The following is a 14,039-nucleotide window of genomic DNA, read 5'->3' as shown; positions in this document are numbered from 1 at the left end:
GCCCCGGCCGGCCCACGACGAGGAGCGTCAGATCACTGCACGACCGTCGATGGAGCGTCAGTTCACCGTACGACCGTCGAGCACGGCCTCATGCTCCGGTACCGCCGTGCCAGTCCTCGGCCAGTGCGGGCCCCAGTTGCAGCAGATATCCGGCGGTGAGGTCGCGCAAGGCGTCCTTGCTCGGATCGTCGCCACGGCTCCACAGCTGTCCGGCCACCCGCATCACCGCACTGAAGGCCGCCACCAGGGTCCGCGGGCGCGGGTCGGTGTCGACGTCGAGCCCCTCGCGCTCGGCGATCAGCCGGGCGACCTGCTCCTCCATCTCCGTGGAGCGGCGCAGATGGGCGGCGAGCAGGGCGGGCGTCGACTCGATCATGAGGTAGGCGCGGATGTGGGTCTCGGCCGGCACGATCTGGCCGAGCGCCTCCTCGATGTGGTCCCAGCCCAACAGGACCGCGTTCCGCAGGGCTTCGAACGGCACCTCATGGGCGGGGCGGTCCCGCAACAGCGCACGGAAGCGGTTGCTGACCAGGTCCTCCAGGGCGAAGGCCACTTCTTCCTTGCTCGCGAAGTACCGGAAGAAGGTCCGCTGCGAGACGTCGACCGCGTCCGCGATCTCGTCGACGGTGGTCTCCTCGTACCCCTGGGAGATGAACAGCTCCAACGACGCACGTACGAGTGCATCACGGGTGAGCTGCTTCTTCCGCTCGCGCAGTCCGGTCGGCTCGGCCATGGGCTCGACCGCCATCTGCCCCGTCACTCGGACCTCAATTCATGGTCTCTTCCACCGGGGGTTCCCCCGAAGTCCCGCCGGACGCTTTGTCCGGACACCCGCCCGGACAATTCACCGGACGTTTCCCTGCTTGTGCACGGCCCGTTGACCCCAACGATCACTTCAGCGTACCTGTGAGAGAGATGACAGTCACCGACTACTGAAATGGTTTGTCAACTGTCAGAGGCTGTCACTAGTCTCGCTCGCATGACTAGTCAGACCACCATCGACAAGACGCCGCAGGATGACCCCCTGGGGCCACGCGACGCAGTAGCGGCTCCGGCCAAAGGGCTTCGCGGCCACCCTTGGCTGACGCTCTTCGCAGTGGCCATCGGCGTGATGATGGTCGCACTGGACGGCACCATCGTAGCCATCGCCAATCCCGCGATAGCCGCCGACCTCAACGCCACGATGGCCGACGTCCAATGGATCAGCCACGGCTACTTCCTGGCCCTGGCCGTCACCCTGATCACCGCCGGCAAGTTGGGTGACCGCTTCGGCCACCGCCAGACCTTCCTCATCGGCATCGTCGGCTTCGCCGCCTCGTCGGCCGCGATCGGACTCTCCGAAGGCATCGTCTCGATCGTGACGTTCCGCGTGGCGCAGGGCCTGTTCGGCGCCCTGCTGATGCCCGCCGCGCTCGGTCTGCTGCGGGCGACCTTCCCCGCCGAGAAGCTCAACATGGCGATCGGCATCTGGGGCATGGTGATCGGCGCGTCCACCGCGGGCGGCCCGATCGTCGGCGGTCTGCTGGTCGAGCACGTCAGTTGGCAGTCCGTGTTCTTCATCAACGTCCCCGTGGGCGTCATCGCCCTCGTCCTCGGTCTGGTGATCCTCAAGGACCACCGCGCGAAGAACGCCCCCAAGTCCTTCGACGTCCCCGGCATCCTGCTGCTCTCGGGCGGCATGTTCTGTCTCGTCTGGGCACTGATCAAGGCCGCCGAGTGGGGCTGGGGCGACGGCAAGACCTGGGGCTTCATCGTGGCCGCGGTCGTCGCCTTCGCCCTGTTCGCCTTCTGGGAGAACAAGGTCGCCGAGCCGCTGATCCCGCTGAAGCTGTTCCGCTCGGTGCCCCTGTCCGCCGGTGTGGTGCTGATGGTCCTCATGGCCATCGGCTTCATGGGCGGACTGTTCTTCGTCACCTTCTACCTCCAGAACGTCCACGGCATGAGCCCGGTCGACAGCGGTCTGCACCTGCTGCCGCTCACCGGAATGATGATCGTCGGCTCCCCGCTGGCCGGCGCGGTGATCACCAAGGTCGGACCGCGGATTCCGCTGGCGGGCGGCATGACCTTCACGACGATCGCCCTGTTCGGCATGTCCACCCTGGAGACCGACACCAGCAGCCTGACCATGTCGATCTGGTTCGCCCTGCTCGGTCTGGGCCTCGCGCCCGTTATGGTCGGTGCGACCGAGGTCATCGTGGGCAACGCCCCGATGGAGCTGTCCGGCGTCGCCGGTGGTCTCCAGCAGGCCGCCATGCAGATCGGCGGCAGCCTCGGCACCGCGGTGCTCGGTGCGGTCATGGCCGCCAAGGTCAACAGTGACCTCGCCGGCAACTGGGCCGCCGCGAAGCTTCCGCCGCTGCCCGCCGAGCAGATGGAGCAGGCCGCGAAGGCCGTCGAGGTCGGTGTGCCCCCGGTCGGCAAGGGCACCCCGCCCGAGGTGGTCGCCAAGATCACCGAGGTCGCGCACGACACGTTCGTGTCCGGCATGGGCCTCGCCTGCCTCGTCGCCGCCGCCATCTCCGCACTGGCCATCGGTGTCGCGCTGCTCACCAAGCGCGGCGCCAACGCGGAGGCGGGTGCCGGAGCGGCCCACATCTGAGCCGTTGGGCAATCTCCGTCCGAGCCGTTCGACAACCCCTGTCCGAGACCTACGACAGCCGGCCCGTCCGGGCCCTTCGGTTTCGCATCGGACGTCAACCCCGTACAGCGAACAGCCCCACCGGGTCAGCCCGGTGGGGCTGTTCGCCTATCAGGGTGATCCCGCTCGCCGCCCCTGTCGCCCTCCCTCGACCGTGGGTCAGGGTGCGGTCGACCGATTCATATGATCACGGGGGTTCACCGCCATGCGACGACACACCACCGCCCTGTTGGCCCTGCTGACCTTGTCCGCCCTGAGCATGGCTCTCACTCCATCCGGGCCGGCACTGGCCGCACCCCGGCTGGGGGAGTGCCCCACGGGGGCGCTCTGCCTCTGGGAGCGAGCCGGCTTCAGCGGCGCCCGGCATCTGTATGAACTGTCCGACACGGACATCGAGAGCTGCATCCCGCTGCGCGCCGGCGTGAGTGCGCAGTCCCTCGCCAATCGCACCGGGCGGCCGGTCACCACGTACCAGTCCACCGAATGCCAGGAGACGGGCGAGTACGAGACCTATCCCGGCTCCGGGACCTGGTCGCCCCAGTCGCCCTACCGGGTCAGGGCGTTCAAGATCTGGGAGAGCTAGCCCCTTCGGCCGGGTCCTGCCGGGTTCGCGGTCCGATTCCGACGAAAGCCGCTTCTCGACCCACCGGCCCCGGGAACCAAACGACGAGGGCGGTGGCACCCCGACTGACTCGTCGGGGGCCACCGCCCTCGTGTTCACATCACTCGGACCGTCAGGCGTCGCCGCCCGCAGGACCGGGGTCGGCCGCCGCCACGTCCAGCAGCTGGTAGCGGTCCACGGCCTGCTTCAGCACCGAACGGTCCACCTTGCCCTCGCGCGCCAACTCGGTCAGCACGCCCAGCACGATCGACTGCGCGTCGATGTGGAAGTAGCGACGGGCCGCACCGCGGGTGTCCGCGAAGCCGAAGCCGTCCGCACCCAGCGAGGCGTACGTACCGGGCACCCAGCGCGAGATCTGGTCGGGTACCGAACGCATCCAGTCGGAGACGGCCACGAACGGACCCTCTACGGCGGAGAGTTTGCGTGTGACGTACGGCACGCGCTGCTCCTCCTCCGGGTGCAGGAGGTTGTACTCCTCCACCGAAACCGCTTCGCGACGCAGCTCGTTCCAGGACGTCGCCGACCACACGTCGGCGCGCACGTTCCACTCGGAGGCCAGGATCTGCTGGGCCTCGACGGCCCACGGCACGGCCACGCCGGACGCCAGGATCTGCGCCGGGATCTGCCCCTGCTCGGCGGCCTTGTAGCGGTAGACGCCCTTGAGGATGCCGTCCACATCCACGTTCTCGGGCTCGGCCGGGTGCTGGATCGGCTCGTTGTAGACGGTCAGGTAGTAGAAGACGTCCTCGTTCTCCTCGGGCGTCCCTCCGTACATCCGTCGCAGACCGTCCTTGACGATGTGGGCCATCTCGAACCCGAACGCCGGGTCGTACGCCACACAGCCCGGGTTGGTGGACGCCAGCAGCTGCGAATGGCCGTCCGCGTGCTGGAGCCCCTCGCCGGTCAGAGTCGTGCGGCCGGCGGTCGCACCCAGTACGAAGCCACGCGCCAACTGGTCGGCCATCTGCCAGAACTGGTCACCGGTGCGCTGGAAACCGAACATCGAGTAGAAGACGTACACCGGGATCAGCGGCTCGCCGTGCGTGGCGTACGCGGAGCCGGCGGCGATCAGCGAGGCCGTGCAGCCCGCCTCGGAGATGCCGTCGTGCAGCATCTGCCCGGTCGGCGACTCCTTGTAGGCGAGCAGCAGCTCACGGTCCACGGACTCGTACTGCTGACCCAGCGGGTTGTAGATCTTCGCGCTCGGGAAGAAGGAGTCCATGCCGAAGGTGCGGTACTCGTCGGGGGCGATCAGCACGAACCGCTTGCCGATCTCCTTGTCCCGCATCAGGTCCTTCAGCAGGCGGACGAAGGCCATGGTGGTGGCGATCGACTGCTGCCCCGAACCCTTGCGCACGGCCGCGTACGTCTTGTCCTCCGGCAGGGCCAGGGGCTTCGCGCGCACGACGCGGGTCGGCACATAGCCGCCCAGCGCCTTGCGGCGGTCGTGCATGTACTGGATCTCCTCCGAGTCGCGACCCGGGTGGTAGTACGGCGGCAGGCCGCCTTCCAGCTCGGAGTCCGGGATCGGGATGTGCAGCCGGTCCCGGAAGCCCTTGAGGTCGTCGACCGTGAGCTTCTTCATCTGGTGGGTGGCGTTGCGGCCCTCGAAGTTCGGACCGAGGGTCCAGCCCTTGACGGTCTGCGCCAGGATCACGGTCGGCTGGCCCTTGTGGGCCTTGGCCGCCGCGAACGCCGCGAACACCTTGCGGTGGTCGTGGCCACCGCGACCGAGGTGCAGGATCTGCTCATCGGTCATGTTCTCGACCATGGCGCGCAGCCGCTGGTCACCGCCGAAGAAGTGCTCTCGGATGTATGCGCCGGTCTCGGTGGCGTACGTCTGGAACTGGCCGTCGGGGGTGGTGTTCAACTTGTTGACCAGCAGGCCGTCGCGGTCCTGGGCCAGCAGCGGGTCCCAGGAGCGGTCCCAGACCAGCTTGATCACGTTCCAGCCGGCGCCGCGGAACTGCGACTCCAGCTCCTGGATGATCTTGCCGTTGCCGCGGACGGGGCCGTCGAGCCGCTGGAGGTTGCAGTTGACGACGAAGGTGAGGTTGTCCAGGCCCTCACGGGCGGCGATCGAGAGCTGTCCGAGCGACTCGGGCTCGTCCATCTCGCCGTCCCCGAGGAACGCCCACACGTGCGACTGAGAGGTGTCCGCGATGCCCCGCGCCTGCATATAGCGGTTCATCCGGGCCTGATAGATCGCGCCGAGGGGGCCGAGGCCCATCGAGACCGTCGGGAACTCCCAGAAGTCCGGCATCAGCCGCGGGTGCGGGTAGCTGGAGAGCCCGTTCGGATACTTCGACTTCTCCTGACGGAAGGCGTCGAGCTGCGTCTCGCTCAGCCGGTCGAGGAGGAAGGCGCGGGCGTAGATGCCGGGGGAGGCATGGCCCTGGAAGAAGATCTGGTCGCCGCCGTCGCCCTCGTCCTTGCCCCGGAAGAAGTGGTTGAAGCCGACGTCGTAGAGCGAGGCGGAGGACGCGAAGGTGGCGATGTGGCCGCCGACGCCGATCCCGGGCCGCTGGGCGCGGGAGACCATCACCGCGGCGTTCCAGCGGGTCGCGTTCAGGACCTTGCGCTCGATCTCCTCATGGCCGGGGAAGAACGGCTCGTCCTTGGTGGCGATGGTGTTCACATAGTCCGTGCTGCGCATCTCGGGCACGGCCACGCGCTTCTCGCGCGCGCGCTCGATGAGGCGGAGCATCAGATAGCGGGCCCGTTCCCGGCCTCGCTCGTCGACGGCGGCGTCGAGAGAGTCCAGCCATTCCTGGGTCTCTTCGGGATCGAAGTCCGGGACCTGACTGGGAAGGCCGCCAATGATGATCGGGTTGCGATCTGATCCGGAAGCCACGCTGATCCTTCACTGTTCGGGGTGGTGAGCCGAGTTTTCTGGCAGAGTTTGCAGAGATCGTGGAGCGCTGCCGTACCGCCTCCATCGTGTACCGCGGGACGGGAAACGTCATCTCTACCGAGAGGTAACCCATGATCTCGCTGACGTTCCGCCCTGACCGGGCACTGCTCACCAGGTGGGCTAGGTAGGGTCAAATCGCAACCTTACGCCCATCCCGGGATCGCGTTCAGTTCGGGTGTTCGGTTCCGGGGAGGGTGTCAGGGGGACGTAAGGTGGCAAACGCGGCCGAAGAGTGTCGCGTGGCCGACGGACCCAGATGGACTCTGGTGGGACGTGTGTGGACTTGCGTCGAGACGGACGTAAACGTCACCGTTTCGGCGGTCTGAACGGCCGGGTACTTGCGCGATCCGCCCGGCGCGTGTGGACTACGGCCAACGCCACGCGTACGCGCGAGGCCGCAGCATCTACCGAACATGATCAGGAGGCAAGCCGTGAGCGCGACCGCGGACCACGCGGAGGAGCGGACCAACCCAGCAGCAAGGCTGGGGTTCGAGCCCGGACAGGTGGTCCAGGAGATCGGCTACGACGAGGACGCCGACCAGGATCTCCGTGAAGGCATCGAGTCCGTGATCGGCCAGGACCTCGTGGACGAGGAGTACGACGACGTCGCAGACGCTGTCGTCCTCTGGTTCCGCGATGAGGACGGCGACCTGACGGACACGCTGGTGGACTCCATCGGCCTGCTCGACGAAGGCGGCCTGATCTGGCTCCTGACGCCGAAGACGGGCCGGGAGGGCTACGTGGAGCCCAGCGACATCAGCGATGCCGCGCAGACTGCCGGTCTCTCGCAGACCAAGAGCATCAGTGTGGCCAAGGATTGGTCCGGCAGCCGGCTGGTGGCGCCCAAGGCGAAGCGCTGAGGGGCCCCCAAGCAGGCCCGGGCCAGGCACCGGGCACACCCTGAGCGCATCGGCACCAACTACCGGTAGGCCCCCTTTGACCCAGGTCAAAGGGGGCCTACCGGTGTCCCGGGGGTTCTGGGCGCGCGCCTAGAGTGGACCCGTCACCCGAACGGGCTCAGCGAAGGGAATCACCCATCATGGCGATCGACGTCGGCACCAAGGCACCCGAATTCGAGCTGAAGGACAACCACGGGCGCACGGTGAACCTCGCCGAGTTCCGCGGCGAGAAGAACGTGGTGCTCCTCTTCTACCCCTTCGCCTTCACCGGTGTGTGCACGGGCGAGCTGTGCGCGCTCCGCGATGAACTGCCGAAGTTCGTCAACGACGACACCCAGCTGCTGGCCGTCTCCAACGACTCGATCCACACCCTCCGCGTCTTCGCCGACCAGGAGGGCCTGGAGTACCCGCTGCTGTCCGACTTCTGGCCGCACGGCGAGGTGTCCCGGGCGTACGGCGTCTTCGACGAGGAGAAGGGCTGCGCCGTGCGCGGAACCTTCGTCATCGACAAGGAGGGCGTCGTCCGCTGGAGCGTCGTCAACGCCCTGCCGGACGCCCGCGACCTGAACGAGTACACCAAGGCCCTCGCGGCCCTCTAGCGGCCTTTGGCTGTCGCCCTGTCGCCCTGTCCGGCCGGCCGCGGTGACCACGCCGCGGCCGGCCGGATCCCGGGGCCGCCGCCCTCCCGGCCCATGAACGCGGTGGTGCGCCCGGTGCCCACCCGAGGGGCCGCGGACGCTCCTGCGGGCCCCAGCGGCGCTCCAGGCCGGCGCTGGGATCGCCGATGCATTCAGGACAGCCACCGCCGTCCGGTGTGTCCGCGCAACCGGTACGCAACCGGGATGCAACGGGCGACCTCCCGCGCCAAACCCTGTCTTGCGCGGGAACCGGTCACTAGGATCGGATCGTTGATCCGACACGAACGCACGACGGGGGCGCTGCCCCTGAAAACCAATGGAGGGACTCGTGGGAGTCAGCCTCAGCAAGGGCGGCAACGTCTCGCTGACCAAGGCCGCGCCCGGCCTCACCGCCGTCACGGTGGGCCTGGGCTGGGACATCCGTACCACCACCGGCACGGACTTCGACCTGGATGCCAGCGCCCTGCTGACGAACGCCGAGGGCAAGGTCACCAGCGACGGCAACTTCGTCTTCTTCAACAACCTCAAGAGCGCCGACGGCTCCGTCGAGCACACCGGTGACAACCTCACGGGTGAGGGCGAGGGCGACGACGAGCAGATCAAGATCAATCTGGCATCGGTCCCGGCCGACGTCGACAAGATCGTCTTCCCGGTCTCGATCTACGAGGCCGAGAGCCGCCAGCAGTCGTTCGGCCAGGTGCGCAACGCGTTCATCCGCGTGGTCAACCAGGCGGACAACAACGAGCTGGCCCGCTACGACCTGAGCGAGGACGCCTCGACCGAGACGGCCATGGTCTTCGGCGAGCTGTACCGCAACGGCGCCGAGTGGAAGTTCCGTGCCATCGGCCAGGGTTACGCCTCCGGCCTGCGCGGTATCGCGCAGGACTTCGGCGTCAACGTCTGAGCAGCTCGAACTCCGTCCGGCGCCGCACCCTCCGGTGCGGCGCCGGACGTGCCTGTTCCCGCGGGCATGGCGCGGTGTGATCAGGGCATGTCTGTGCCAGTGGGTCCGGTCCGCCTCGGCGCCGGTCCGCACGGGTGCGGAGCCGTTCCGCCGTGAGTCCGTGATGGATGCGCGTGCTGTGCCCCCGTGTGAACGCGGGGTGCCCGAGGGCTCGACGACCGCAGAGCGGAATGGGGTCGCAGGCGTCGGGTGGGGGGTGGACGCACGGCGTCAGCCGACGCCGTACGAACGGGGTGGCGTGCCCGTGCAAGCACGCCGAGGGTGGATTCCGGGGCGGACGGTGCCCGGACAGCCACAACGATCGACTGGGGAGGATCACATCATGGGCGTCACGCTCGCCAAGGGAGGCAACGTCTCCCTCTCCAAGGCCGCACCCAATCTCACGCACGTGTTGGTGGGACTGGGCTGGGACGCGCGCTCCACCACCGGAGCGGACTTCGACCTCGACGCGAGCGCACTGCTCTGCGGGGCCGGTCGCGTCCTGGGCGACGACTACTTCGTCTTCTACAACAACCTCAAGAGCCCCGAAGGCTCCGTCGAGCACACCGGGGACAACCTCACTGGCGTCGGCGACGGCGACGACGAGTCCCTGATCGTGGACCTCACCAAGGTGCCGCAGACGGTCGACAAGATCGTCTTTCCGGTTTCCATCCATGACGCGGACAACCGTGGCCAATCTTTCGGCCAGGTCAGCAATGCCTTTATCCGGGTGGTCAACCAGGCGGACGGCCAGGAGTTGGCGCGTTACGACCTGAGTGAGGACGCTTCGACCGAGACCGCAATGATCTTCGGTGAGCTGTACCGATATGGCGTGGAGTGGAAGTTCCGTGCTGTCGGCCAGGGGTACGCGTCGGGACTGCGGGGCATCGCTCTAGACTTCGGGGTCAATGTTTCGTAAAGCTCCGCACGTTGAGCGGAGAACTGTCCTTGGTGCGTGGGCGCCATTCCCCCGGGCCCTGTCCGGGGGTACCCCCACCTAAACGATTGGGTGCCAGTGGTTCTGAAAACCTTCGGCTGGTCGTTCGCGGTCACCGCGCTCGGCTTGGTCGCAGCGGTGCTCTACGGGGGGTGGACCGCGTTCGGGATCGTGGCGATCCTGTCCATCCTTGAGATCTCGCTGTCGTTCGACAACGCGGTGGTCAACGCCGGCATCCTGAAGAAGATGAATGCCTTCTGGCAGAAGATCTTCCTCACGATCGGCATTCTCATCGCCGTGTTCGGCATGCGCTTGGTGTTTCCCGTCGTCATCGTCGCTGTCAGTGCTCAGCTCGGCCCCATCGAGGCGGTCGAACTAGCCCTCAACGACAAGGACAAGTACGAGGAACTGGTGACCGACGCCCACCCGTCGATCGCCGCCTTCGGTGGCATGTTCCTTCTGATGATCTTCCTCAACTTCATCTTCGAAGAGCGGGAGATCAAGTGGCTGACCTGGCTGGAGCGCCCGCTCGCCAAGCTCGGCAAGGTCGAGGCGCTCTCGGTCTGCATCGCCTTGATCGTTTTGATGATCAGTGCCATGACGTTCGCCGTCAACGCCCATCAGCACGGCGGTGGCCATGCGAACAAGGCCGAGACGGTCCTGCTCTCCGGTGTCGCCGGTCTGATCACCTATCTGATCGTCGCCGGACTCTCCAGCTTCTTCGAGAACAAGCTCGAAGAGGAGGAGGAACGTGAACACGAGGAGGAGGAGAAGGCCCGCAAGAGCGGCAAGAAGGTCACCGCGGTCGCCGTTGGCGGCAAGGCCGCGTTCTTCATGTTCATGTACCTGGAGGTCCTGGACGCGTCGTTCTCCTTCGACGGAGTCATCGGCGCGTTCGCCATCACCAATGACATCGTGCTGATGGCCCTCGGCCTCGGTATCGGCGCCATGTACGTCCGTTCGCTCACGGTCTACCTGGTGCGTCAGGGAACGCTGGACGAGTACGTGTACTTGGAGCACGGCGCCCACTATGCGATCGGTGCGCTGGCGATCATCCTCCTGATCACCATCCAGTACGAGATCCACGAGCTGATCACCGGTCTCATCGGTGTCGCCCTGATCGGCTGGTCCTTCGTGTCGTCGCTCCGGCGCAATCGAGCCGTCGCCGCTCAGGAAGCCCTGGGCGAAAAGGCCGAGTCACACTCCTGAGCGGGGGTGTGACCGGGGACGAATTGCGGAACGCTTCTCGCGGGGCGGCTACGAGGCGCGAGCCTCGTAGCCGCCCCGTACCGTGCGCGGGAGCGGGGTCGAGCGTCGCTCGACCGGCGCCGGGGAGACATGTCGGGCGGGTCCAACGAAAGGACGAGGGGCGGGGACATGGCCTTCTGGGACAACCTGTGGCAGAGCAGGTCGACGCAGTTCGACTCCGGCAATGCCGCGACGAACTCCATTTCACTCAACCGGCGCCGCCCATCGGTGTCGCTCACCAAACAGGGAGCGGCCAGCGGCCATCTGCGGGTCAACCTCTCCTGGCGGATGCGGACGTCCGACATCGAGGGCAGACAGCAGAACAGCCTGCTGCGGCACCCGTTCAAACTCTTCAAGCCCGAGGTCGTCCAGGCCCACACCCAGGGCATGGTCAACGTAGACCTCGACCTCGGATGTCTGTACGAGTTGGCAGATGGCAGCAAGGGCGTGGTCCAGCCGCTGGGCAACTTCTTCGGCTCCACCAACGAGGCGCCCTACGTCAAGCTCAGCGGTGACGACCGGTTCGGCTCCGGGTCCGGCGAGACCATCTACGTCAACCTCGACCATCACGCCGAGATCAAACGACTGCTGTTCTTCGTCTACATCTACGACCAGACGCCCGCCTTCGACCGTACGCACGCCCAGGTGACCCTCTACCCGAGCAGTGGACCCCGCGTGGAGATCGAGCTCGACGAACGCGCGCCCGAGGCCCGCTCCTGCGCCGTGTTCTCGGTCGACAACACCAAGGGCGAACTGGTGGTGCGCCGCGAAGTGAAGTTCGTCTACGGCTTTCAGGCGGAGCTGGACCGACTGTACGGCTGGGGCCTCCAGTGGGGCCGCGGATACAAGTCGCGAGTCTGACCCGCACCGGAGCCGTGTCGTCGGGTCCTACGGGCGCGGGTGGTTCAGGGGCGGGCGAACTGCGGGCCCATGGGCGGCAGCCGGAAGTCCGGGTCCGGCACCAGGGCCGGCTGTGGATAGCCGTACCCCTGCTGCTGGTACCCGGGAGCGGGGTCCGCGGTGGGTCGGGCCGGCGCTGCGGGAGCACCCGTCATGGCCGTCGTCTCCCCGCCGTCAGCCGCAGCGGCTCCGGAGCCTTCGCCGTCGTCCACGGAGATGCCGAAATCGGTCGCGAGCCCCACCAGGCCGGTCGGGTAGCCCTGCCCCACGGCACGGAACTTCCATCCGTCGCCGCGGCGGTACAACTCGCCGCAGATGATGGCGGTCTCGGCGCCCGTCTCGGGCAGCACGTCGAAGACGGCCAGCGGCTCGGCATCGGTGAGGGCCGCGTCGTACAGCAGTATCCGCAGGTCGCGCACGTGCTGGAAGGTGTCGCCGTCGGAGGACGCGGCCAGGACCACCTGATCCACGGAGGGCTCCAACGCGGAGAGATCGGCCTCCACGGTGTCCGTCAGATGATCGGCGACGCGCTTCTTCGACAGCCTCCGCACCAGACCGGAAGGGTGGCGCGGCTGGTTGTAGAAGACGAAGTCCTCGTCGGAGCGCACCCGGGCGTCAGGGCCGAGCAGCAGGGCCGAGGCATCCACGTCCGGTACGCCGACACCCGGTGTCCAGCGCAGCACGGCGCGTACGGCCATCGCATCGAGGGGGACGTTCGAGCCCTTCAGCATCGCGTGCGTCATGCCGGTCATCCTGCCTTCTCAGGGGCCGCCCGGACAACGCGAGCGTACGGCCGTCCGTGCGGAAGTGGCAGTTCCGGGCAGGGGAGGGCTCGCGACGACCGGTGGAAGTCGCCGGGCGGGGCACCCGAAGGGGATGTCCCGAGCGGTCTGCTCGGGCGCTCCGTACGGCCCGGTGGGTAGCCGTGCGGGACCGTTCGGAATGACAGATGCATGGTGCATGTGGGATACCTGGAATTCATGGGCCCGGGGAACTCTTGAGCCACTTTCGTACGTACTATTACCGGCCATACCAGTCCGGTGAGCCGCCAAGCAGTACGGGGGAGTTTCATGCGTCATTTCGGGCAGCTTTCGCTCGCAGTGCGTGAGCGTCTGTTCCATCAGGAGCCGTGCGATTTCACCGCCGACTCCTCCGCCCGTACGCTCGCGGTGGCCTTGGGCGCCACGCTCTACAGCCCGGCCACCCGTCCCACCCTCGCCGACGACATCACCAAGCAGGTGGCGCGCGGAGTGGTCTCCATGGTGCTCTGCCTGGAGGATTCCATTGACGACTGCGAGGTGGCGGACGCCGAGGAGAATCTCGTCCACCACTTCGCCGACCTCCATGCGCGCGGTGCTGAACTACCCCTCCTCTTCATCCGGGTCCGTGATCCCCGACAGATCCCTGACCTGGCCACTCGACTAGGAGAATCGATCCGGCTCCTATCGGGATTCGTGCTGCCCAAATTCACCGAGGAGCGCGGGGTCCCCTTCCTCGAAGCGCTCACGGCGGCCGAGGCCGCGACCGGGCGACGCCTCTTCGCGATGCCCGTCCTGGAATCCCCGGAACTACTCCACCTGGAGTCACGGGGAGAGACGCTCGCCGGCATCTCCCGCACGGTCGACAAATACCGTGACCGGGTGCTCGCGCTACGGCTCGGCGTCACCGATTTCTGCTCCGCCTACGGCCTGCGGCGCAGCCCCGATATGACGGCGTACGACGTCAAGATCGTGGCTTCGGTCATCGCGGACGTGGTGAATGTCCTCGGCCGCGCGGACGGCACGGGATACACGGTGACCGGCCCGGTATGGGAGTACTTCCGGGTCCAGGAGCGCATGTTCAAACCGCAACTCCGACGCAGCCCCTTTATGGAAGGGCGCGCAGATGAGCTGCGTACCGCTCTTATTCGGCACGATCTGGATGGACTTCTGCGCGAGATCGAACTCGACCGGGCCAATGGTCTGACGGGCAAGACCTGTATCCACCCCTCGCACGTGGTCCCCGTACACGCGCTTTCCGTGGTCAGCCACGAGGAGTTCAGCGACGCCCAGGACATCCTGCGTCCCGAGCGCGAGGGTGGCGGGGTGCTGCGTTCCGCGTACACGAACAAGATGAACGAAGTGAAGCCCCATCGGGCGTGGGCCGAGCGGACCCTCCTGCGGGCGAAGGTGTTCGGCGTGGCCCGGGAGGACATCGGCTTCGTGGAGCTCCTGACGGCGGGGCACTCCGCTTGAGGGCGGCCACCGCACCCTCCACGCGGTCCGCGAAGGCCATTCGGTCCGCCGGGGCCGTAGCCTCCT

The 14,039-nt window shown here is 67.2% G+C and carries 12 protein-coding genes; 9 read left to right on the top strand and 3 right to left on the bottom strand.

What is annotated here, in order from left to right; all coding sequences use genetic code 11:
- Nucleotides 1-88: 88 nt before the first annotated feature.
- The gene (locus tag ABZ348_RS06350; RefSeq protein WP_358930435.1) at nucleotides 89-748 is read right to left on the bottom strand and encodes a TetR family transcriptional regulator; all 660 of its coding nucleotides are present in this window, start codon (nucleotides 746-748) and stop codon (nucleotides 89-91) included.
- Nucleotides 749-979: 231 nt separating this feature from the next.
- Between ABZ348_RS06350 and ABZ348_RS06345 the strand changes: the two genes are divergently transcribed.
- Both ABZ348_RS06345 and ABZ348_RS06340 read left to right on the top strand, forming a co-directional pair.
- Nucleotides 980-2,599, top strand: coding sequence for an MFS transporter (locus tag ABZ348_RS06345; protein WP_358929941.1), 1,620 nt, complete (start codon nucleotides 980-982; stop codon nucleotides 2,597-2,599).
- A gap of 244 nt (nucleotides 2,600-2,843) precedes the next feature.
- Nucleotides 2,844-3,221, top strand: a complete 378-nt coding sequence (locus ABZ348_RS06340; RefSeq protein ID WP_358929939.1) for a peptidase inhibitor family I36 protein — start codon at nucleotides 2,844-2,846, stop codon at nucleotides 3,219-3,221.
- Between the two features lie 151 nt (nucleotides 3,222-3,372).
- Here ABZ348_RS06340 and aceE read toward each other — a convergent pair whose 3' ends face one another.
- A complete protein-coding gene (aceE, locus tag ABZ348_RS06335) occupies nucleotides 3,373-6,114 on the bottom strand; it encodes a pyruvate dehydrogenase (acetyl-transferring), homodimeric type (RefSeq protein WP_358929937.1) in 2,742 nt (913 codons plus the stop codon).
- Between the two features lie 491 nt (nucleotides 6,115-6,605).
- Here aceE and ABZ348_RS06330 point away from each other — a divergent pair, with 491 nt between their 5' ends.
- The 6 genes from ABZ348_RS06330 (at nucleotide 6,606) to ABZ348_RS06305 (ending at nucleotide 11,700) form a co-directional block, all read left to right on the top strand.
- On the top strand, nucleotides 6,606-7,034 hold the full coding sequence (locus ABZ348_RS06330) for a DUF3052 domain-containing protein (RefSeq protein WP_358929935.1): 429 nt from the start codon (nucleotides 6,606-6,608) through the stop codon (nucleotides 7,032-7,034).
- A gap of 179 nt (nucleotides 7,035-7,213) precedes the next feature.
- Nucleotides 7,214-7,672, top strand: a complete 459-nt coding sequence (locus tag ABZ348_RS06325) for a peroxiredoxin (protein ID WP_358929933.1) — start codon at nucleotides 7,214-7,216, stop codon at nucleotides 7,670-7,672.
- 367 nt (nucleotides 7,673-8,039) lie between these two features.
- A complete protein-coding gene (locus tag ABZ348_RS06320; RefSeq protein ID WP_358929931.1) occupies nucleotides 8,040-8,615 on the top strand; it encodes a TerD family protein in 576 nt (191 codons plus the stop codon).
- 382 nt (nucleotides 8,616-8,997) lie between these two features.
- A complete protein-coding gene (locus ABZ348_RS06315; RefSeq protein WP_358929929.1) occupies nucleotides 8,998-9,573 on the top strand; it encodes a TerD family protein in 576 nt (191 codons plus the stop codon).
- A 96-nt stretch (nucleotides 9,574-9,669) separates the two neighbouring features.
- Entirely contained in the window at nucleotides 9,670-10,800 is a 1,131-nt protein-coding gene (locus ABZ348_RS06310) for a DUF475 domain-containing protein (RefSeq protein WP_358929927.1), read from the top strand.
- A 168-nt stretch (nucleotides 10,801-10,968) separates the two neighbouring features.
- Nucleotides 10,969-11,700: a Tellurium resistance gene (locus ABZ348_RS06305; RefSeq protein ID WP_358929925.1), complete on the top strand. Its 732-nt coding sequence runs from the start codon at nucleotides 10,969-10,971 to the stop codon at nucleotides 11,698-11,700.
- Nucleotides 11,701-11,744: 44 nt separating this feature from the next.
- On the opposite strand, the gene ABZ348_RS06300 is transcribed toward ABZ348_RS06305, so the two are convergent.
- Nucleotides 11,745-12,482 (bottom strand): TerD family protein, encoded by a 738-nt coding sequence (locus ABZ348_RS06300; RefSeq protein ID WP_358929923.1) that lies wholly within the window; start codon nucleotides 12,480-12,482, stop codon nucleotides 11,745-11,747.
- Between the two features lie 327 nt (nucleotides 12,483-12,809).
- Here ABZ348_RS06300 and ABZ348_RS06295 point away from each other — a divergent pair, with 327 nt between their 5' ends.
- On the top strand, nucleotides 12,810-13,973 hold the full coding sequence (locus ABZ348_RS06295) for an HpcH/HpaI aldolase/citrate lyase family protein (RefSeq protein ID WP_358929921.1): 1,164 nt from the start codon (nucleotides 12,810-12,812) through the stop codon (nucleotides 13,971-13,973).
- Nucleotides 13,974-14,039: the final 66 nt, after the last annotated feature.

This window comes from Streptomyces sp. NPDC005963 (assembly GCF_040638655.1).
Classification (GTDB): Bacteria; Actinomycetota; Actinomycetes; order Streptomycetales; family Streptomycetaceae; genus Streptomyces.
Note: the sequence above shows the minus strand (reverse complement) of the source record. Positions and strands in the feature narration are given on the sequence as shown.

Bases quoted from the DNA above. Each gene is read 5' to 3' on its own strand.
- ABZ348_RS06350 (WP_358930435.1), bottom strand. From the start codon at position 748: ATGGCGGTCGAGCCCATGGCCGAGCCGACCGGACTGCGCGAGCGGAAG.
- ABZ348_RS06345 (WP_358929941.1), top strand. From the start codon at position 980: ATGACTAGTCAGACCACCATCGACAAGACGCCGCAGGATGACCCCCTG.
- ABZ348_RS06340 (WP_358929939.1), top strand. From the start codon at position 2,844: ATGCGACGACACACCACCGCCCTGTTGGCCCTGCTGACCTTGTCCGCC.
- ABZ348_RS06325 (WP_358929933.1), top strand. From the start codon at position 7,214: ATGGCGATCGACGTCGGCACCAAGGCACCCGAATTCGAGCTGAAGGAC.
- ABZ348_RS06315 (WP_358929929.1), top strand. From the start codon at position 8,998: ATGGGCGTCACGCTCGCCAAGGGAGGCAACGTCTCCCTCTCCAAGGCC.
- ABZ348_RS06305 (WP_358929925.1), top strand. From the start codon at position 10,969: ATGGCCTTCTGGGACAACCTGTGGCAGAGCAGGTCGACGCAGTTCGAC.
- ABZ348_RS06300 (WP_358929923.1), bottom strand. From the start codon at position 12,482: ATGACGCACGCGATGCTGAAGGGCTCGAACGTCCCCCTCGATGCGATG.
- ABZ348_RS06295 (WP_358929921.1), top strand. From the start codon at position 12,810: ATGCGTCATTTCGGGCAGCTTTCGCTCGCAGTGCGTGAGCGTCTGTTC.